Genomic DNA, 20,919 nt, shown 5'->3' with positions numbered 1-20,919 from the left:
CTGTGATACAGAGCTCTGCTCTATACGCCCGGTGCAGACAAGCCGCACGGTCTGGGCTGATCGTGCGGCTGACCGCAATCAAGCCGGGGTGCAGGCGGATTTCAGGAGGAGCACATGTAGGCATGCACAATAGTGGGCATGACCTTCCTACCGGCAGATCTGCCGCATACCGCAGTCCGTGGTGCCTCCTTTGCGCAGTCAGTAGCCAAGCTCGCCGCGCGAAGACTTCGTGAACGCGTTCGTGAGTCTCGGCTGCCCGAGGACTTCAACCCGCAGGACGACGACGCATTCGTTGTGGCCGCGTACTTCGCCGGGGACCTCAGCTCGGTCTACCAACTCGAACAGTGGCTGTGGCCGTTCGAACAGCTCGAGTCCCGACTGAAAGACCTCGGCTACGGGGATCGTCCCTTCGGCATCATCGTCCGGAATTCGCTCGTCGCCAGACACCTCAAGGGTGTCACCTCTTTTCCCGTCCGCTTCTCACGCCTGACGAAGGGACTCGACGAGTTCATGCAGGCACCGAGTCTGCGGGCCGTGTTCTATGTCAACCAGGGCACAAGCAACTTTCAGGCCCTGCGCTATCCCGAACCGGCTCATGTGCACCTCAGCCATGGTGAGAGTGAGAAGATCTCGATGATCTCCAATCAGCTCAAGGGCTACGACTACGTATTCACAGCCGGGCAGGCGGCACGAGAGCGGATCGAGCAGACTCTGTACGGCATGAGCGATGATCGCATGTTCGACGTAGGGCGGCCCCAACTGGATCGTCCGCGATCGGTTCCGCCCGAGTGGGAAGAGTTCAAGGCCGAAAACACCGACGGCAAGGCGGTCTTCTACGCCCCGACGTGGGAAGGCGACTCTCCGTCGATGGCATATGGAACCATCGCCTACAACGGAGAGGAGATCGTCACCTCCCTGCTCGACGCCGGGTACCGTGTGATCTTCCGACCCCATCCGCGGACGGGGGTGATGCGTCACGAGTTCGAAAAGGCAGTGGAGAACGTCGCGGAGATCGTCGAGGCCGATCCACGAGGATTCCTCGATGAGAGTCCGGACGTGTCGTGGCAGCTGGATGAGGCCGACCTGGCCGTGGTCGAGATGACATCGGTGGCCTTCGACTGGCTTGCGTCCGGCAAACCGCTGGTGATGGTCAAGCCCCAGCAGCCGGAAGCAGAAGTGCTCGAGGGAGGTCTGCTCGACCGGTGTCCGGCCGTGGATCCGGCGAGTCGGGAAAGCGTCGTCGACCTCATCGGCGAAGCCGTCTCTCGAACCGGCTCGGTCGCCGAACTGGCTCAGTTCTATCTGGGCGACACCGCGGCGGGAGCGCAGACCGCTCGCTTCATCCGATCGAGCGAAAAAGTGATCAGCAACCGGTCCGAAGAACGCCGCTTGAAGCACCACGAGTGAGCCGTGTAACACTTCCTTAACCGGAAGTAACAAAATGATAAACTAACGCGGAACTTATTCTGCGGCTCACGAGGTGAGCTTCGACCTCTGAACGGAATCAGTCATGAAACGAGTCATCACGTACGGAACATTCGACCTGCTCCATTACGGGCATATTCGACTGCTCCAACGTTGCAAAGACCAGGGAGACTACCTGGTCGTTGCGCTCTCGAGCGACGAATTCAACGCCGGCAAGGGAAAGAAGTCGTACTTCTCCTACGAAGAGCGCAAGCACATGCTCGAAGCCATCCGCTACGTCGATCTCGTCGTTCCCGAAGACAACTGGGAGCAGAAGTCGACCGACGTCGACAAGTACCACATCGACACCTTTGTCATGGGCGATGACTGGACAGGGGAATTCGACTTCCTCAAGGACAAATGCGAAGTCGTCTACCTGCCGCGGACTCCTGAGATCTCGACGACGCGGATCAAGAGCGAGCTGGGCAAGTCCTGACTGCACTGGCGGGGACCCCGCGCTATCGTGACTGGACATCATCATGGATCTGAGAGGAACGGACGTGCCCGGAAAGTCTTCGGCGAACCATCCGACGCTGTCGGAGCTTCGGGCCAAGGCACAGCCGCCGGAAGTCCGCAGCCGCAAGAATGCCGAGCATTGGACGGCGCAGCTCTACCTCCGTCATATCTCGATCTACTTCACGATGCTCCTCGTTCGCACGAGGATCAGCGCCAATGGAGTCACCGGCCTGATGATCCTGGCCGGATGGTGCATCGCTGCGAGTCTGCTCATCCCCGGGATCTGGGGAGCGGTCCTCGCTGTGTTCTTCTCACAGGTGCAGATGTACATCGACTGCTGCGACGGTGAGGTCGCACGGTGGCGGGGAACCAGCGGAGCGAAAGGCGTATTCCTCGACAAAGTCGGTCACTACACGACTGAAGGTCTGGTGGCGGTCGCACTCGGCGTGCGGGCCGTGGGGGAGTGGAACACCCTCATCGACGACCCTGCGGGTTCGTATCCGTTCCTGCTTGCCGGGACCGTCCTGGCCGGATTGGTGCTGCTGAACAAAGCACTCAACGACATGGTCCACGTCTCCCGTGCCTTCAACGGACTCGACAAACTCGCGGATTCGAAGGAAGCGACAGCGCTCCACCCGGGTGCCATCGCCACTCTCAAACGGATGGCGCGTTTCGTTCCGTTCCACCGTATCTTCCACTCGGTCGAGATGTCTCTGATGGCATTGGCCTCGAGCATCGTCACTGCGATCGCCGTATCGGCAGGAGCCGACCCGCTGTTCGGGGAGCGCTGGCTCATCCTCATCATGGCACCGCTGTGCCTGCTGTCGGTCATCGGCCATTTCCTGTCGATCATGGCGTCGAGGAGGCTGTCATGAGCGAATCCTCGCGCATACTCTCTCAGCACTTCGACGACAATCGACGCTACACGTTCGGCGTCGTGGTCCTCAGCCAGGGAAAGCGGTTGGAGGACCTCAACCGGGGATTCGAGTCGCTGCTCGCACAGAAAGGCGTCGACCTCGACATCGTCTGTGTGGGCAACGGGTGGGAGCCGGAAGGCATCCCGGGCCAGGTCAAGAAATTGGGACTGCCGGAGAATCTCGGCATTCCGGCCGGGCGCAATGCAGGCGTCCCCCATGTCGACGGTGAGTTCCTGTTCTTCCTCGACGATGACGCATGGCTGCCGGATGACACTTCGCTCATGCGCATGGCCCAGCTGATGCGCACGAAGCCGCAGATCGGTCTGATTCAGCCGAGGGTCGAAGAACCTGGCGGGCCGGACGCGCCGAAACGGTGGATTCCCAGACTCAAGAAGGGAAGCGCCGACCACTCATCGAATGTGTTCTCCGTGTGGGAGGGCGCAGTCTGCATGCAACGCCGGGCATTCGACGAGTGCGGTGGATGGCCGGCACCGTTCTGGTACGCGCATGAGGGCATCGAACTCGCCTGGCGAGTCTGGGACGCCGGTTACATCGTCTGGTATATGGGCGACCTCGCCGTCGCCCACCCGGTGATCGACCCGAGACGCCATGATGATTACTTCTACATGAACGCGAGGAACCGAGTCTGGCTGGCCAGGCGCAACCTGCCCTGGCCCTTCAGCTGGGCCTATGTGGGCTCCTGGACATTGATGCAGTTCATCAAGTGGGCCAACAAGCCTCACCAGCTCAATGCGTGGATGGAAGGGTGGCGCGCCGGATGGCGTCTCGACCCGTGGGGTCAAGACGAAGACAGGCAGAAACTGTCGAGGAGGGGCGTTCTTCGAATGTCCCGGCACGGCCGGCCGCCGATCGTGTAACGTCACGCCGCCATGGCGAACGATGTGCGTCATGACAGCAGAAATCAGACCGGGGAGTCCCCGGAGAGCATGCTGTCGGCCGCGCACGACGGAAATGAGCAATGACAGCGACCGCAGTCGGGTCCGAACCAACCGACTGAGAAACCAAGTGGAGCCTTTTGATGCAGTCGACAGCAACCGTTGCTGAGAACTCCCAGCGAAGTACTCCTCCCCAACCCTCGGGTTTTCGTTCCGATATCCAGGGGCTTCGAGCACTGGCTGTGGGCATCGTGCTCCTCTACCACCTGTGGCCCGACCGCTTCGTCGGCGGGTTCGTCGGAGTGGACGTCTTCTTCGTCATCTCCGGCTTCCTCATCACCAGCCACCTCATCAAGTCCCCTCCGCGCAGCTGGGGCGATGTGGCAAAGTTCTGGGCGCGACGAGTCCGGCGACTGCTGCCGGCGTCACTGCTCGTCCTCTTCCTCGTCGGAATCGCAACCTTCCTCGTTGCTCCACAATCTGTCTGGGCCGATACCGGACGCCAGATCCTCTCCGCAGGGCTCTACGTCGTCAACTGGGACTTCGCCGTATCCAGCGTCGACTACCTGGCTGCGGACAATGCTCCGTCGCCGGTCCAGCATTTCTGGTCACTGTCCGTCGAGGAACAGTTCTACTTCGTCTGGCCGATGATCATCGGTCTGGCGTTCCTCGCCGGGACGAAGCTCGGCCGGTCCAAGAAGATCGTCGGTTTCACCGTTCTCGGGATCTTCCTCGCCTCACTCATCTTCTCCATCGTCTACACGGCCGACGAACCGGCGATGGCCTACTTCATCACCCCGACCAGGATGTGGGAGCTGGCCATGGGCGGGCTGGTTGCCGTCTTCGTCATCTACGTTCGACCTGAGCGCCTCCCGTTCAGCTCTCTGCTCGGGTGGGTCGGACTCGCCGGAATTGTGGCCGCCACCTTCCTCATCCGCGCAGACATGCCGTTCCCCGGCTACATTGCGCTGGTCCCGGTGCTCTCGACGGCACTCGTCATCCTCGCTGACTCGCGGGGCCGGGCCTCCGTGCTTCCGCTGCTGTCATTGCGGCCCGTTCGTTTCCTCGGCGATATCTCGTACTCCGTCTATCTCTGGCATTGGCCGCTCATCGTTCTCGTGCCCTATCTTTCGGCCAAACTGGGACGCTCGGAGAGCCTGGGCGTACTGGACAATATCGCGATCATTCTGGTCTCGATCATTGCCGCGTGGGCGTCGACGACGTGGGTCGAGAACCGGTTCCGCAAGTCGTCGTTCTTCAGCAGCTCGAAGAAGACCTTCACGTTTGCGGCACTTGCCATGGTTCTCGTCGCGGTTCTGGGGCTCAGCCAGATGGTCGTCGCCAACACCATCGTCGAGCAGAACGAGGACAAGCTGCAGGCCCAGCTGGATGACCCCGATTCCTGCCTCGGCGCAGGCATTCTCCTTCCCGATGCAGAGGACAACCCCAACTGCGAAGACAAGGATTCGCTGCAGATGGAACCCGCTGCGGCGAAGAAGGACAAGTCCAAAGCCTATGCCGACGGCTGTTGGGCCAGCGCACCATATGCGAGCAAACCGGAATGCACCTACGGAGACGGGTCGAAGCATGTCGCACTCGTCGGAAACTCGCATGCCGGACATTGGCTGCCGACGCTCGAGAGATTGGCCGACGAGCATGATCTGACGATCACCACGTTCCTCGCCTCGAACTGCAGCATTTCGACCCTGCCTCAGGACCTGTCGACGCCGGAGGAAACAAAGGGATGTCAGGACTACGCCGATTGGGTCTCGAAGAGAACGACCGAAGGCGGCTTCGACGCAGTGATCACCTCGGAACGGCAATCCACGCCGCTGGAAGGCATGGACTGGGAAGAGACCGAGAAGAAGGCACCCGCAGGGCACCATGAGATCCTGCAGCGCTGGGTCGATGCTGATTTGGACGTTGTGGTCATTCGGGACACCCCATACCCCGGTGGAGCCGATATCACCGTGCCGGATTGCGTCGCCAAGCATGAAGACGACCTCGAGCAGTGCTCCGGAACCCCGGAGTCTTGGCATTGGATGGACCCGCTGGCCGCCTCGGCGAGGAGTATGGACTCGAAGCGGCTGTCGATCATCTACCCGCAGGACTGGTTCTGCCCTGAGGGGCGCTGCGAGCCGGTCATCGGCGGAGTCATCACCTATTTCGATACCGCCCATATCACTGCGACCTATGCGCAGACGCTTGCCCCGCAATTCGACGCGAGCCTGCGCAGAACAGGACTCGGCACCTTCGACTGAGACTGCTGCGGTTCATCGAACTGACAGTCAAGTCGGATACCGTGTGCCTGATTGCCCTGACCGCCGACTGCTACGAACGACCGATACCTCTGCAAAGGACTGAACGAGTGACCACTGGACGAAACGCCGCCGACAGATACTTCAGCAAGGGACGAGAACTGGTCAAACCCGTCGTCCACGGAATCGCCCGACGTGCCCTGCCTGTGGTGGAACGAGCATCGGGGACGAAGTACGTGCGCGAACGAGCCGCCGGAGGGCCCGGAGCTGGGAAGTCTGTCGGATCGGCGAAGACGATCGCGACGGACACCGCTCGCGCGTATCGAAAGCTGGCCTCAGGACTGAGAGGCAAGACAGCCGAAGACACGGACGGCTGGACGGTTGCGCCCTCGACTCGAGAGGTCGACGCAAAATCACGCCAACTGGCACAGGTCAAGGCTCATGCGACGCTCTCGGAAGCTCTGGCACAGGGTGAGGCTCTCGGAGAATCGGTGGTCGATGCGGGACGGGTTCTCGTCGCAGAAGGGAACCTGGCGGAGGCTGTGTCCATCGGTCTGAACCTCCGCAGCGGTGCGTCGACCGAGGAAGCCGGCAGAGTGATCCTCGGACTGGCGTATCAGCGGTCATCGGACCCGGACGTGGCGTGGGCAGAATTTGCGAAGATCGACGACCGCAACATCATCGTCGCTGCGGCCGAAGAATACTTCCCAACTGCGATCGACACCCTCGGGCAGGAAGCCCTGCCGCTGCTCGACCGCTCAAATGACGCAGGCGAAACCGACCGTTGGAGCGACAAGGCAGTGCTGCGCACCGCTGAATCGGCCTTCTGCATCGGGGCCTTCGACCATGTGCGCACCCTCATCGAGTCGCGTCTCGAGAGGCCGTCGGGCCAGATCGATACGGCGGTGCGCTACGAACTCAACCGCATGCTCGATTGGCTTCCAGGCGGAAAGCATCTCGAGCCTCTTCCGACCACACCCAGCAAACGCAACTTCGGTGTGCTCAGCTATGACCAGCCGGGGATCCGGTCCCGCAACATCGGCGACTACATCCAGACGATTGCCTCCATCGGCCATCTGCTGCGCTACGAAAACCTCAGCTTCTCGGGCGACGCGGGCCTGACCGAACTCTTCACGAAGCTCCGCAAGACGGTCAAAGACGAACGAAAGTACGCGGGCCCTGAGGCTGAACTCAACCTCGTCGAGGTCTACAGGGACGGCAACGTCTATCAGGATATTCCGGAAGACACCTGGTACATCGCCTTCGGCTGGTACATGCACGACATCTTCGGCAAGTCGTTCAACATTCCGTTCCACCCGAACCTGCGGCCGATTCTGCTCTCCGTCTTCGTCCGCTACCCGGAGATGCTCACCCCCGATGCCATCGCCTACCTGAAGAAGTACGGTCCGGTCGGGTGCCGTGACTGGCAGTCGGTCGCCGTGCTCAGAGCTGTCGGTGTTCCGGCGTTCTTCTCCGGGTGCCTCACCACGACGGTCGATACCCTGTTTCCTGCTCCGTCGTCTGACCGCCGGTCCGGCACGGTGCGAATCGATTGGACCAAGGGCGGAAAAGGGCCGAAGAAGAAACAGACGGTCACCGCGATCCGCGACAAGACCTTCCCGGAGAACCTGGAACTGGCCCGCAACTGGGTCGCCGACTACGCCTACAAGTACAAGCGAGTTCTCACCTCGCGACTGCATGCGAACCTGCCCGCGCGGTCGGTGGGCGCCGAGGTCGAATTCGAACCGAAGAACAAATCGGATTCACGATTCGGTGGGCTGATCGGCATCGATGAAACCGAGTTCGACGCCATTCGGGGCGGGATCTTGGACAAACTCTCAGTGCTCCTGCCGCTCATCGCGACGGGCGCATCCGATGACGAGATCTACTCGAAGTGGGTCGAGATCACTGCCGATGACATGGCTGCGGCCGATGAGTATCTCGCCACTGCCACGCTGCCGAGCGCAGAGAGCACAACCATTTCCGCCGCCGTGAACATGACCGACCGACCGGTTCCGGAAGAACAGGTCACAGACGTCTTCATGACTGTCGAGAAGGGCGAAGAGTCGCTGGTTGCAACGGCCATCAGGACCATCGACGCCCACGCCTCCGGCCGGTATCGCATCTGGCTGCCGTCCGGAGAAGTGAGCGCGGAAGCCGCCGATGAGATCCAGGCACAGCTGTCGCTCGGCATAGTCGGGAGATTGGGACCGGTGTCCTATGCTGACATCGCGAACGAGAATGACCTGGTGCAGGCGCTGCTTCCGGTGCTGTTCCCCGACCATGAGCGCCTCGTCGTCGTTCCCGCAGCCGGCGAGTTCTCTGCCGACATCGTCGAGCTTTCGAGGGCCGAACTCGGGAGTACATTGCTCGCCGCGAAACATGATGTGAGGAAGAACCGCTCCAGCGGTCTCACGCTGATGAGGAGGATCGCGAGCTCATTCGGCGACGATCATGTCGGCGCACTCAACTTCGTCTTCGCAAGTCATGCCGGCCTCACCGAGGACTTCGTTCCCTTCGACCCGCAGACTGCTGTCCTCAACCTCAGCGGAATGCGCAACGAAGGCCTCGTCAACAAGATCATCGGTCTGATGCAGGAGCTCAAACTCAGTTACGTTGACGCAATGCAGACGATCGTCGGCGGACGGTACTCCGACATCGGCGACGAGTGGAACGTCCGAGCCCAGTGGGAGACGTCGGACAGCCCCAAGATCGTCAACTGGCGGCGCCAGACACGCTACTTCGGTCGCATGACACTGACACGTTGATCAGTGCCGCTGAGACCGCCGCACGAGAAAAGCTGAGAAGGATGCCACCAGTGAGTTTCATGGCTCGACGTACGCATGACGTCAACGACAAGACTCAGGTTCAGAACGAGCCCGACCAGAAACTCGGGACAGATGAAGTGCACGTCTACAACGTCCTGTGGTGGATCCCCGAATCGATGGGCGGAATGACGACTGCGGCACTCCGCCGGATTCGGAGCTTTCAGAAATTCGGCAGGCCGCTGTCGCAGACCATCCTGACGTTCAGCCCTCGAATGGACACAGACGAGATTCGAGATCGTTTGGTCTCGTCGGGACGTATGAGTGACGACGTCGAGCTGGTGAACATCTGGCAGGACCTGCGGAAAAGATCTGAGCACGAACTTGCGCAGCTCGAAGGCGAACGGCCGCGGAACCCGATTCCGGACATCGACGGTGACATCGAGAACATCACTGCCTTCTATGATGTCGTCCGAAATGCGCGCAGCGGCAAGATCATCCGCCGCAACTATTTCCGGGAAGGCGGTAGCCTGCTGGTCGCGGACGTCCGGGATCCGAAACTGGGCAGAAGATTCATCCTCCATTCTGCGAACGGAACGCCGATGGCGGAATGGCGACGCCCGCGAGATTTCTACAACGCCTGGATCAAGGCAGCTGTGAATCAGGAACCCGCTGTCGTCATCGTCGATGACAAAAAGGTCAGTGAGTTCATCCACGAGATCTCGGCTCGGAGGTTCGCACTCATCTTGTTCCTCCACGGGACTCACCTACGCTATCCGTGGAATGGCAATCACGGCCAGGTGCTGCCCCGCAGACTGGACACCGTACGCAATTTGGACCGCTTCGACGTGGTCGGTGTGCAGACAGGTCAGCAGGCGGAGGCCGTTCGAGCTCGCGGATTCACTGAAGACAACATCAGGCTTCTGACCGGCGAGCTGCCGGCCGGATCGGTGCTGACTGAGGCTGCGGAAGAACGGTCGATGGGTAAGGCCGTGATGATCGCCAACCTCATTGAGCTCAAACGCGTGGACCATCCGATTCGGGCAGTGGCGAAACTGCGGGACCGCGGCATTGACGTCTCTCTGACGATCCTGGGGGAGGGGCCCGAACGGCCCAAACTGGAGAAGCTCATCGACGCTCTTGACGTTCGTGATCGAGTGGAGCTGCCCGGCTATGTCAATGATGTCTCAGACAGGTTGAAATCGGCCTCATTCTCCATGCTGACGAGCACCAGCGAAGGATTGCCGTTGTCGATGATGGAATCGATGGGTGCCGGCTGCATTCCGATCGTCTACGACATCACATATGGCCCGCGCGACCTGATCGAACAGGGACAGAACGGATTCATCACTTCGCGGAACGATGTCGACGCACTGGCCGATCAGATCGAGGAGTTTCTCTCTCTGGGCGCGGAATCTGTTGCGGCGATGCGCAGTTCTGCCTTGGACACGGTTGAGCACTATCTGCCGGAGGCCGGATACCGGCGCTGGAAGTCAGTCATCGAGGCTCTGCCTGCCGCACACGTGCATGATGACCGCATCGAGACGTCGGGTGCCCCTGTCGAGGTGAAACGCGCCAAGTGCGAGGCTTTGCCGGATGGGTGCCGCATCGAACTCGAGTTCGCTCATCTCCACACAGAGGTCATCGAAAGACTGGAGCTGGTCGTCTCCGCGCGCGAGGTCAATACATTCTTCGTCTGCGGAAACTCATCGACCTCATCCCGTCGGTTTGTCCGGCGACATGTGGCGACTTTCGACGTGGATTTTGAACGCTTCTCCGAGTCTCCCAATGAGACCTTCGATGTCTATCTGCGACTGCCTCGCGATCTGTGGACGACGAAGCGGAGGATTCGCCTGCCGAGGATGCGCAGTGCAATGCAGACTGGGACGTGGGAATGGTACTCCACGAAGCATGGGAACCTCTCGGTACGTCCCTTGAGAACCCCATAGGGCCGGTGTACGAAAGCAGGACATCACCAACGAGTGATGTCCTGCACCGGATGATCACTCGCGGTCGGATTCGTCCTCGGATTCAGCATTGATGCTGTCGTCGGAATGGAAGTGCTCCAGATCGGCAGCACGAGCGGAGATCAGGTTCGAGACCGCGTCGGTGAAGAGGACAGTCGACGTCCCCTTTCCCCCCTCGCCGAAGTAGTGTCGACGAAGGTCGAGCCGAGCTTCGGCCGCTGAGTCCTCAGACAGCATCTCCTGGAACATCTGCTCCAGGCTGCCGACCGTCGAACGGTCGATGATCGGAGTGGCACGGCTGATCGGTGCGTCTGCGTTGAGAGCAGCCGAGTCGTTCCGGCGATCAGTCAGCACGAGCGGCTTCTCCGGATGCAGGTAGAGGAAGTCGAGTCCGACACTGGAGATATCGGTGATGAGCAGGTCGACAGTATCGAACATGGCGAGGATATCGCCCTGCATCAGCACCTGATGCTGCATGGATTCGTCCGAGATCGATTCATTGGCCACTTCGAGGAGAGCGAAGATCTGAGTGTTCGCCTCAGTCATCGCCGGGTCGTTGGATGTCTCGACACGTGGATGCGGTTTGTAGATCACTCGGGTATTGGGAATCTGCAGCACGGCTTCGATGATCTGCGGTCCGAACAGGTCGACCGACGTGTAGTTGTTGGACTCGTTCTCACCCTCCCAGGTGGGCGCATACATGAAGGTCCGTGCAGCAGAGGGTTCGAGTTCCAGAGGTCGCTCGATGTCGAGCTGAGGCCGTCCGATCTTGACGAGAGAGGACTCGTCGAAATCGATGAGCGCTCTGCGGTGCCGTTCAATTGCGGCATCACCGGCGACGAACACTTTGTCATAGGACTTGGCCTGGTTTGAGACCATGCTCAGTTTGTCTGACTCGCCGTGATTGACGTGCACGTGCACCATCGGTGCGAATGCCAGCGATTGGAAGTTCGTCATCCCGTTGTTGACGTAGAGAGCCAATTTGAAGTCATTGGCGTGAAAGAAGGTGTGCAACGGGTCGAATCGACGTTTAAACACCACCGGGAGATGAGTGGTCTCGAGCGTGCGAAGCAGGGCAGAGCCTTTACGCATGACCAAGACGACCCTATGGGTTTTGTGGAGTTCTTCGAGCACGGGAATCCACTGCTCAAGCTGATAGAACTTCGAGCTCCGATCGCCAAAGTAGACCACCACCTCGGCCTTCACGTAGCTGCCGTCGTATTCGTCCTCAAGTCGGTTCCACCTTTCGGTGCCCCTGATCCACTTGCTTATGTTCTTCCAGGCCCTTGATTGCAGTGCGCTGCGAGCGATTGAACGGACGGGGTTCATCACGGGTCGAACTCCTCGTGGTCTCATGGTCTCGGAAGTGTTGGTGGGACACCTTGGGCACGGCCCACGCTCCCGAGTAAGAATAGCCCCTCGGCCTCAACATCGAGCTCAGGTTCTCTGCTTCCGTCTGCTTGACAGCCGCCGTGTCGGAGAGTTTCAGCGGCTCCAATGACAACTGCTAGGCTAACTACGTTAACCAAAGGTAAATGAGAAATGTCGGTTGTGTGTAGCCGGTTCGGTAAGGGGAATCTGTGGTAGACGATCTGACAATTGAAGGAATCTCGTGGGAACGTGTGATTCTGACATTTGTCGTCAGGTTTCCCGGCGGTGCTCCCGACTCGTTCTTTCTGACCCCCAACTCCAGGCCGTATGAGGTCGAGCTGCCCATTCGTGCTGAGCCGCTGGGCGATGAGCGTTTTCGACTGACCATCAACGTCACGCAGTTCAACCGTCGGGCCCAAGTTCCGAACGGGACCTACTATCTCGTCGCTCGACGCGGGGAGGTTGTCTACCCGGCCTCATATCCGCTTGGACGGGCCGACGAGCTGGGCGATGCCTCACGCGCGTTCGTCTACAACAAGAATTTCTCCGCCTACACAGTCACCTTCGGCATCTCCGATGACGAATCCGCGCCATTCTTCCTTATGCGCACCTACTCCTTCGGGCGCTCGGGAAAGAAGCCGTCGTCGACAGTGGCACGATTGAAGTCGAAAGCCAAAAAGAAGTGGACGTCGACCAAGCGCAGGGCACTGCGGAGCGTCTTCGCCCTGTCATCGTTCCGGCGGCCCACCGATGGCAGCAATATCCTCTTCGCGTCTGAAGCTCGTCCGAACATGCAGGGCAACCTCAAGGCAGTCCACGACCGCATGCTCGAACGCGGACTCGATTCCGACTTCAACTTCGGCTATTCGTTCCGCACGGGTCGGACGAGCAGTCGTCAAAGCGCATTCGCCCTCGCCTGGGAGATGGGCAAGGCGAACACCATCCTCATCGACGACTACTTCGCCATTCTCAAAGACCTGGGGAACCGAGACGAGCAGAAGATCATCCAGCTCTGGCACGCCGGCAGCGGCTTCAAGTCCGTGGGGTACAGCCGTTTCGGTCAGTACGGCTCGCCGAATCTTCGCAACGCTCACCGCCTGTACTCGTATGCGATCTGCGGTTCTCAGCATCTGCGAGACGTCTATAGCGAAGCCTTCGGAATCGAGCGGGAAGCCGTCATCGCTACGGGCCTTCCACGTATCGATGGGTTCTTGCGTGATGGCCGTGCAGAGGAGGTGCTCGTCGACTTCGACGAGCAGTTCCCCCTGGCGAAAGGCAAGCGGAAGATCCTCTTCGCCCCTACGTTCCGCGGGCGCGGTTCTGGGGATGCACACTACGACTACGACCAGATCGATTTCCGCGAACTCTACGAATCATGTGGACCCGATACGGTCATCCTGTTCCGCCAGCATCACTTCGTTCCGGATCCCGCCCCGATTCCCCCGGAGTTCGCAGATCGACTGATCGATGTCGCGTCGTACCCGGATACCAACGATCTGATGTTGATCTCCGATGTGCTCATCACGGACTATTCTTCTGTCATCTACGAATACGCGCTTCTTGAGCGTCCGATGATCTTCTTCGCCTATGACCTCGATACGTATTCGGCGACTCGCGGAATGCACAAGGACTATCGGGAAGCGGCACCAGGAAGCATTGCCACGACCTTCGATCAGCTGGTCGAACTCATCCGCATGCCTGAGTTGAGCAATGCGATGACGAAGGAATTCGTCAAAGAGAACTTCGACTATGTCGATACTCACAACTCGGATCGAGTCATCGACTCGTTGATCCTCAGCGAGCCTGTCAGCGGATTCGAATCGGCAGACTCAGTGGTCGGTGACGAGCTCTCCAACCGCGTGGGTGAGGAAGATCCTGGAGCACCCGGTCAAGAGGATCAGCTCAACGAGCCCACAGACGATTACACCGACAGCGGCGATAAGAACGAAGCAGAGGACGAGGAGAACCAATGGCAAACATCGCAGTAGTCTTCGCTGGGGGCGTCGGCGCCCGAATGGCGCACAGTTCCCGTCCCAAGCAGTTCCTTGAGATCCACGGCCGTCCGGTGATCGTGCACACTCTCGACGTATTCGAGCAGCACTCGGAGATCGATGCAATCGCTGTGGCTATCCTGCCTCAGTATCGGGAGCACCTCGAGAGGCTCGTGAAACGATACGAACTGACCAAGGTGAAATGGATAGTCGACGGCGGATCCACCGGACAGGAGTCACGGCATAACGCGCTCAAAGTCGTTGCCGAACACCACGAACCGGACAGCATCGTGCTCATCCACGACGGTGTTCGTCCTCTGATCGACGCTGACCTCGTTTCCCGGAACATCGAGAGCGCGCGTGAATTCGGTTCGGCCGTCACCTGCACAAAGATGACTGAGACGGTTGTCGTCGAAGAAGGATCAGGAATCAAAGAAGTCATTCCCCGCGACCCGTTGTGGACAGCTCAGGCTCCCCAGACATTCCCCCTCAAAGATGTCTTGGCAGGCTATGATCGTGCAGTCGCTGAAGGCGAGAATGATTCCATTGATACATGCACACTGATGAACGGCTTCGGGTATCAGGTTCATCGGGTTGAGGGTCCACGGACGAACATCAAGATCACCACTGCCTCGGACTACTATGTCTGCCGCACATTCCTCACCCTGATCGAAGACAGGGAGGCCTTCGGTGGCGAATGAGGACCGGTCGGTCGACTCAGGTTCGGAAGCCACTGACGTCGTTCTCTTCGATACGCCGGTGTTCTCCGAGGATGTCGCACGCATCTCCGCGGCTCGGTTGCCGTGGGAGCAGTATCGGAATGCGGAGATTCTCGTCACCGGTGCCTCCGGCATGATTCCCATGTACATAGTCGGTTCGCTGCTGGCAGCGAACGATGCCTACGACCTCGGACTTCATGTCACGGGAATGGTGCGCAACCGAGAAAAGGCCGAACAGAGATTCGGCTCCGCACTCAAACGCTGCGATTTCACTCTGCTGGCGGGTGATGTCATCGACACGAAGAGTTTCGAGCAGAACTTCTCGACGATCTTCCACGGTGCTTCGCCAGCTCGGCCGAGTCTGCATAAGTCGTCGCCTGTCACGACACTGAAAGCGAACACCTTCGGGACGATCAATCTCCTCGACGCGCTTGTCGAAGCAGGCGGGAAGTCATTTGTCCTCCTGTCCTCGTCGGAGGTTTACGGCGCGGTCCAGGGAAGCGAACTCATCAGCGAAGATGACGAAGGAACACTGCAGCACTTCGCCCCGCGGGCCAGTTATTCGGAAGGCAAGCGAATCGCCGAGACCGCGCTGGCAGCATATGCAGACGAGTTCGGTATCAGAGGGCTCAGTCTGCGCTTCGGGCACATCTACGGTCCGGGAATGGCCCTCGACGACGGCCGGGTGCAGGCCGATTTCCTCGCCGACGTCGTTCGCGGTCGCAATGTGCGGATGATGAGCGCGGGTGCCGCGACCCGGACCTATACCTATGTCGCTGACGCAGTGGAGGGGCTGTTGTTTGCCTGCCTCCAGGGGGAGGATCAAGTCTACAATGTCGCCGATCCCGACGGGAATATCAGCATTCGAGAGCTCGCCGAAACCTTCGCTGGGGCTCGGCCTGAGATGAAACTCGAACTGGACTTCGTCAATCCAGAAGACGGTCGTTCCTTCTCTCCGGTGGCCTCGCTTGGTTTGGACGCGCGTCGACTCACGGAGCTTGGATGGAACGCGGCGACGCCATTGTCCGAAGGCGTCTCCCGGACAATCAGATCATTTGAGGATGGCCCCCTCGTCCGCAGATGAGCGCGAGGGCGCACGGTCCGGACTTTGGACGGCAATTCATGCCACAATCTCGACTATGGCGAAGTTCGCCGCGGCGATGAGGAGACCTGAATCACAATGAGCCCCACTCGAATCCTTCTTCTGACGAATCGTGATTCCGACAATGTCGGCGATCAGATCATCGAGGCCACAGTGATTTCGATCGTCAAGGGGGTGATGAAGAATCTCGGATTCTCCTCGGATGACTTTGTGATCTCCAGTCGCGCTGCCGGAATCATCTCGAAGAGATATATGAAGACCCGAGATGAAGAGCTGCTCAAACCGGCTCGAGACGCAATCTCCGCTGCCGATCTGATCATTTTCGGCGGCGCCCCACTGTTCAATTACAAGTATCAGAATTTCTATCTGCGCACCATCAGGACTCTTGAGCTGGCGCAGGAATACAGTGTGCCGGTGATCTTCTCGAGCATTGGTGTCGAGGCGTTCGACCCGACCAACAAGAAATGCAATGCGCTCAAAGAAGCTTTGGCGCTCCCTGTCGTTCGACAGATCACCACCCGAGACGACGTCGAGTCATTGCGAAAATACGTGGAAGGCACGGATACTCCGGTCGCGCATGTGGCCGACCCTGCAGTCCTGGCCGATATCGTCTATCGGAAGAAGCCGGAACCAGTTCCGGCACCGAAAGCGGCGCCATCAATTCCAGTGCGAGCGAAACGCAAACTCAGGAGAATCGTCCGGCGTGTGATCAAAGCAGTGAAGCCGGCTTCTCCGGAACCTGTTCGTGTCGTCAGCAATTCGAAGCCGGCTTCGCCGGCAGTCGTGACAGAGAAGCCGAAGAGGATCGGGCTCGTGGTCACCAGAGCAGGAATCTTCGCCGATAACGGAATCGAGTTCTCGGAATCGGATCAGCGCAGTTTCTGGTTGGACACAATTGCAATGTTGGAGCATCGCGGTTACGACTACAAGCTCTTCACAACCGGCCACTTTTCCGACGAGGTATTCCTCGACTCGCTCGTGAAAGACAAAGGCATTCCGGCCGCGCACGCTGCGGTAACAGTGAACACCCCTGACGAGCTGTTAAGGGAACTGAGAGCTTGTGACGGGGTGATCGCCTATAGGCTGCACGCCAGCATTACTTCCTTTGCGCTGGGTATTCCATCGGTCGGACTGTCGTGGAACTTCAAGGTGCCGTACTTCTATGACTCCGTCGATTATCCTGAGCGGGCGATCGAAGCGGAACGCTGGACGGCGGCTGAGGTCGTACCTGTGCTCGAAACAGCCATGGCCGAGGGGGTCCAGAAGGACTATGAGTTCCTCAAGTCGGTCTACGACACGCTCTTCAGCGGAATCGGCAGTGTGGTTGCTCCGGATTCCGGAGCCGAACCATTTGTGTTTGACGATCTCTGGGAGGGTCTGCCTCGGCAGGTCGCAATCGGTCCGAAGGGCTATCGGGAGAGAGTCAATCGCAAATTCCGTCGTACTTACGAGAACTATCAGAAACTCTCGCTCAAAGCCCAGAAGTCCTGAATCCTGTCGCTGCAAGAAAGTGAGTCCGTTCCAATGCCCAACACTGAAGTGCTGCTGCTGACCAATCGCGACTCGGACAATATCGGTGATCAGATCATCGAAGCGTCGGTGATCAGCTTGCTGAAAGCGGTCGGGAGCAACCTGGGAATCGACCCGAAGTCGCTGACAATTCGGAGCCGAGCCGCGAGCATTATCAGCCGCAAGTATATGAGCACTCGAGATGAGTCGCTCCTCGAACCCGCGAGGCGCGCTATTTCCCGCGCAGATGTGATTGTCTTCGGGGGCGCTCCTCTATTCAACTATCGATACCAGAGTTTCTATCTTCGGACGATTCGAACTCTGGAGCTTGCTTCTGAGTACGATGTTCCCGTGCTCTTCTCGAGCATCGGTGTGGAACCGTACTCGGACACTGACGAACGCTCACAGCAATTGAAGAAAGCTCTCCGTCTGCCCGTAGTGCGGCAGCTGACGACTCGCGATGACCTGGCATCGGCGACAAAATACGTCGAGGGTACCCAGACTCCCACGGCGCTCGTTTCTGATCCTGCGGTGTTGGCGGACTCGGTTTTCGGCGTCGAATCCCGGCCTGCCGAAGGCTCTCAGACGGATTCGGGCCGGTGTATCGGGCTGGTCGTTACCCGAGCTGGCATCTTCAAAGACAACGGCATCGATTTCAATGAAGCAGATCAGCGTCGCTTCTGGCTCGATGTCATCGGGCAGCTGGAGGCCCGCGGAGACGATTATAGGATCTTCACCACAGGGCACTTCTCTGACGAGATGTTTCTCGATTCACTCGTTCGGCATCATGGTGTGCCGAATAAGAAGGCAGCTGTCACGCTCAATGCTCCCGAGGAGCTGATCTCCGAACTGCAGAAGTGCGACGGAGTGATCGCCTACCGACTGCACGCCAGCATCACATCATTTGCTCTCGGAATTCCTTCGATCGGTCTGACCTGGAACTTCAAAGTGCCCGATTTCTATCGGTCAATGGGATACCCCGAACGTGCGCTCGAGGACTCAGATTGGAACGCCGCTACAGTTCTCCATGCGTTGGATACTGCCATGAGCGAAGGAGTTTCGAAAGATCCGGATACGCTCATGTCCGTCTACAGGACACTGTTCACTGGCATGAAAGACATCATTGCCCCGGATTCCGAGGCTGATGCCTATTCGCTTTCTGAATTGAGAGAGGAGATGCCGACATATACCGGCACATCTCGGAAACAGTACCAAGAGAAGATGCGACGCAAGCTGCGTCGTTCTTATGAGTACTTCCAACAACGAATCAGCATGGATGTTGCGAAGGCAGGGGACGTTGGGCCCGCGAGCGAAAACAGTCGTTCCGGGCTTAGGCGGATGAAGTCTCGTGTCAGGCGTGCTCTGAATAGATAGGGCGGTAATGGCCCCGATACTGATTTCGGTAGCATTGCCGCAAGCTTGGCCGAACGATGAACTATTGCTGCGAAGTCTGCGAATGCTTCTCTCCTCGGGAGGGAAATCGTCCACGATTGCGATAGCTGATTCGCTGCGTGACGAATGTGCAGTGAATTCTGATCGAGTAGAATCAGGGGTTTCATTGAGTAGCCGCTGCACAGTCAACCGCTGGTGAGACTAGCGGTTGACATCAATCGAGGGTACGGTAATCTCGTTTCCTGCCTTGTCGGTCAGTTGTAAGGCCCAGCCCTGGCGTTTCGTCAGTGTTCGAGAAACCACAATGGATGCTTGCGATGTCGAATGTAAGACAAGTTCAGCCGGTTTCTCTTTTGCATTTCCACTCAAGCGAATGGAAGCGGTGGCCAAGTGTTCGCAGCGACCGTTGAGAACTAGGACGGCAGATCGTCCGACTTGGAAATGATCGATGATCTGCAGTTCGCTGCTTTTCACAGGATCGAGGTGCTTTTCGGTCGGTCCGATATCAACGGCGAGGATGTCGTTTCGTGTGAAGAAGGCGATCGCTTCTATAGGGTCGCCTATGAGCAATGGGGAGGAATTCAAAGCCTTCGATCGCAATTCTCCAAATGGTTGGCGGAACACGACCGAAGACCAGCTGGCTTTGATGATTGCTTCCCAAACACCGGAGTCGTTGAACTTCGATGAGTCGACTCTTGTCGAAAACCGTGCCCAAACACCAAAGCTGCGGCTGTAGCTTCGGGAAACGTTGAGCTTGAAAATCACCTTGGTCCCGAGCTTCCGATTGCGAAAAATCAGCTGGGCGCTGTCCGGCGCAGCATTTACACCTGGTATCCCGATCTCTCCGCGGATTTTGAGTGAGCGACCTACCGATGAGATTGTCTCAAGGGTCGGTTCAGGTTTAATATTCAAGTCGCCAATAGGACCACCTTTGCTCGGATGGTAGACAAACTGTTTGTGATCTCTATCGAGAGTCAGTGGCAAGGGTCTTTTATCAAGCAGCAGTCGACTCACGGATTCGATTTCGTCGAGATCATTGCGTATTGCCAGGTCTACGAGTATTTGAGACACGGGCAAGCCGTGGTCGCGGATAGCGGGATTCCACAGTGGTTCGACAAGATCGCGAAACTCGTTGAGCATCGCTTCACGTTCCGTGCGGTTGTGCGCGGGAAGCATCTTCTTTCCGAATACCGATATAACTCCCGCTGAACCGACGATCGGTCGTCGTAGCAGCTTGTCGCGCAGCTCGCTGGGCTCGGTGTTGTCGACGATCGTTCTGATGAGCGTCAGGATTCGCTTTAGATGTTTGCGGGGAGGTTGACCAGCGCTGGTGACATTGGTTCCATCTCCTCGGCCGCGAGCCCAGTAGTAAACTTTGTCGGCGAGAATTGAAACGTGAGGGCTGTGGAGGTATGCCTGCATTGTAAATGCCTGGTCCTCCCCAACGACAAAGCCCAGAGGAAAGCGCACGTTGTGCTCTTTGATGATTGAAGTCCGAAAGAGCTTCAATGCGCCTAGCGTGGACGCGGCTCGTGACTCGATGAAATCGACAGCGAACTTGGTCGCGCCGAACGCCGCCGAGGGAACGTTGCCAGCTCTTTTCCCGGCACCGAATTCTCCCATCTTGCAGAGGACTACCCCCGATTCGGTTTCGTCCGCTGTATTGACGGTTCTGCGCAAAGTGTCAGGAGCCAATTTGTCATCGGCATCAAGGAAGAATATGTACCGGCCTCGTGCTTCGTCCACTCCAAGATTTCGGGGAGCTGCCGCAGAGCCGCTATTCGGGATCGAAAATACTCGCAAATCCGATTCGCCGACTGCGAGGCGATCAAGGGTGTCGAGCGAGCCATCGGTTGATCCGTCGTCAACTGCGATGATCTCATAGCGCCCGTCGCCGATATCCTGATCACGTACTGAGCCGATCGTTTCGTCGAGGTATCGCTCACAATTGTAAACAGGTATAACCACGCTGACGTCGACCTGAGGTTCGTCAGTTGTGATCGCTGTTGGGGACGTATGGGAATTCAATTGCGGCTCCGGGCTATCTGAGAATTTGTGTTGCTGACTAGACAGGCTACATCTGAAGTTGCTTCCGCGGGGGGAGGCGCGCGT

General features: G+C 58.6%; 14 protein-coding genes. 12 read left to right on the top strand and 2 right to left on the bottom strand.

Annotated features, from left to right (window positions below; all coding sequences use genetic code 11):
- The first annotated feature begins 138 nt into the window (after positions 1 to 138).
- From QYM46_RS14910 to QYM46_RS14880, 7 genes are all read left to right on the top strand, one after another.
- On the top strand, positions 139 to 1,407 hold the full coding sequence (locus QYM46_RS14910) for a CDP-glycerol glycerophosphotransferase family protein (protein WP_432789585.1): 1,269 nt from the start codon (positions 139 to 141) through the stop codon (positions 1,405 to 1,407).
- A 103-nt stretch (positions 1,408 to 1,510) separates the two neighbouring features.
- Positions 1,511 to 1,900, top strand: a complete 390-nt coding sequence (gene tagD, locus QYM46_RS14905) for a glycerol-3-phosphate cytidylyltransferase (RefSeq protein ID WP_025779216.1) — start codon at positions 1,511 to 1,513, stop codon at positions 1,898 to 1,900.
- A gap of 43 nt (positions 1,901 to 1,943) precedes the next feature.
- Positions 1,944 to 2,795 (top strand): CDP-alcohol phosphatidyltransferase family protein, encoded by an 852-nt coding sequence (locus QYM46_RS14900; RefSeq protein WP_432789583.1) that lies wholly within the window; start codon positions 1,944 to 1,946, stop codon positions 2,793 to 2,795.
- On the top strand, positions 2,792 to 3,715 hold the full coding sequence (locus QYM46_RS14895; protein WP_432789582.1) for a glycosyltransferase family 2 protein: 924 nt from the start codon (positions 2,792 to 2,794) through the stop codon (positions 3,713 to 3,715). Before QYM46_RS14900 ends, QYM46_RS14895 begins: the two co-directional genes overlap by 4 nt.
- 260 nt (positions 3,716 to 3,975) lie before the next feature.
- A complete protein-coding gene (locus QYM46_RS14890) occupies positions 3,976 to 5,994 on the top strand; it encodes an acyltransferase family protein (RefSeq protein WP_432789581.1) in 2,019 nt (672 codons plus the stop codon).
- A 107-nt stretch (positions 5,995 to 6,101) separates the two neighbouring features.
- Positions 6,102 to 8,759 (top strand): hypothetical protein, encoded by a 2,658-nt coding sequence (locus QYM46_RS14885; protein ID WP_432789580.1) that lies wholly within the window; start codon positions 6,102 to 6,104, stop codon positions 8,757 to 8,759.
- Positions 8,678 to 10,705, top strand: a complete 2,028-nt coding sequence (locus QYM46_RS14880; protein ID WP_432789579.1) for a glycosyltransferase — start codon at positions 8,678 to 8,680, stop codon at positions 10,703 to 10,705. Before QYM46_RS14885 ends, QYM46_RS14880 begins: the two co-directional genes overlap by 82 nt.
- A 54-nt stretch (positions 10,706 to 10,759) precedes the next feature.
- On the opposite strand, the gene QYM46_RS14875 is transcribed toward QYM46_RS14880, so the two are convergent.
- Positions 10,760 to 12,052: a CDP-glycerol glycerophosphotransferase family protein gene (locus QYM46_RS14875; protein WP_432791745.1), complete on the bottom strand. Its 1,293-nt coding sequence runs from the start codon at positions 12,050 to 12,052 to the stop codon at positions 10,760 to 10,762.
- Positions 12,053 to 12,345: 293 nt separating this feature from the next.
- Here QYM46_RS14875 and QYM46_RS14870 point away from each other — a divergent pair, with 293 nt between their 5' ends.
- The 5 genes from QYM46_RS14870 (at position 12,346) to QYM46_RS14850 (ending at position 18,789) form a co-directional block, all read left to right on the top strand.
- Positions 12,346 to 14,082 (top strand): CDP-glycerol glycerophosphotransferase family protein, encoded by a 1,737-nt coding sequence (locus tag QYM46_RS14870; protein WP_432789578.1) that lies wholly within the window; start codon positions 12,346 to 12,348, stop codon positions 14,080 to 14,082.
- Entirely contained in the window at positions 14,064 to 14,786 is a 723-nt protein-coding gene (locus QYM46_RS14865) for an IspD/TarI family cytidylyltransferase (protein ID WP_432789577.1), read from the top strand. Before QYM46_RS14870 ends, QYM46_RS14865 begins: the two co-directional genes overlap by 19 nt.
- Positions 14,776 to 15,888, top strand: a complete 1,113-nt coding sequence (locus QYM46_RS14860; protein WP_432789576.1) for an NAD-dependent epimerase/dehydratase family protein — start codon at positions 14,776 to 14,778, stop codon at positions 15,886 to 15,888. Before QYM46_RS14865 ends, QYM46_RS14860 begins: the two co-directional genes overlap by 11 nt.
- A 96-nt stretch (positions 15,889 to 15,984) precedes the next feature.
- A complete protein-coding gene (locus QYM46_RS14855) occupies positions 15,985 to 17,397 on the top strand; it encodes a polysaccharide pyruvyl transferase family protein (protein ID WP_432789575.1) in 1,413 nt (470 codons plus the stop codon).
- A 33-nt stretch (positions 17,398 to 17,430) separates the two neighbouring features.
- Positions 17,431 to 18,789 carry a polysaccharide pyruvyl transferase family protein gene (locus QYM46_RS14850; RefSeq protein ID WP_432789574.1) on the top strand — a complete coding sequence of 453 codons (1,359 nt, stop codon included), beginning with the start codon at positions 17,431 to 17,433 and terminating at the stop codon, positions 18,787 to 18,789.
- Between the two features lie 219 nt (positions 18,790 to 19,008).
- Here QYM46_RS14850 and QYM46_RS14845 read toward each other — a convergent pair whose 3' ends face one another.
- On the bottom strand, positions 19,009 to 20,835 hold the full coding sequence (locus QYM46_RS14845) for a glycosyltransferase family 2 protein (protein ID WP_432789573.1): 1,827 nt from the start codon (positions 20,833 to 20,835) through the stop codon (positions 19,009 to 19,011).
- Between the last annotated feature and the right edge of the window lie 84 nt (positions 20,836 to 20,919).

The sequence above is a fragment of the Brevibacterium sp. K11IcPPYGO002 genome (assembly GCF_050920635.1).
GTDB lineage: Bacteria > Actinomycetota > Actinomycetes > Actinomycetales > Brevibacteriaceae > Brevibacterium.
Note: the sequence above shows the minus strand (reverse complement) of the source record. Positions and strands in the feature narration are given on the sequence as shown.

Coding starts and splice junctions, on each gene's coding strand:
- QYM46_RS14850 (WP_432789574.1), top strand. CDS start 17,431: ATGCCCAACACTGAAGTGCTGCTGCTGACCAATCGCGACTCGGACAAT.
- QYM46_RS14910 (WP_432789585.1), top strand. CDS start 139: ATGACCTTCCTACCGGCAGATCTGCCGCATACCGCAGTCCGTGGTGCC.
- QYM46_RS14895 (WP_432789582.1), top strand. CDS start 2,792: ATGAGCGAATCCTCGCGCATACTCTCTCAGCACTTCGACGACAATCGA.
- QYM46_RS14855 (WP_432789575.1), top strand. CDS start 15,985: ATGAGCCCCACTCGAATCCTTCTTCTGACGAATCGTGATTCCGACAAT.
- QYM46_RS14865 (WP_432789577.1), top strand. CDS start 14,064: ATGGCAAACATCGCAGTAGTCTTCGCTGGGGGCGTCGGCGCCCGAATG.
- QYM46_RS14875 (WP_432791745.1), bottom strand. CDS start 12,052: ATGAACCCCGTCCGTTCAATCGCTCGCAGCGCACTGCAATCAAGGGCC.
- tagD (WP_025779216.1), top strand. CDS start 1,511: ATGAAACGAGTCATCACGTACGGAACATTCGACCTGCTCCATTACGGG.
- QYM46_RS14900 (WP_432789583.1), top strand. CDS start 1,944: ATGGATCTGAGAGGAACGGACGTGCCCGGAAAGTCTTCGGCGAACCAT.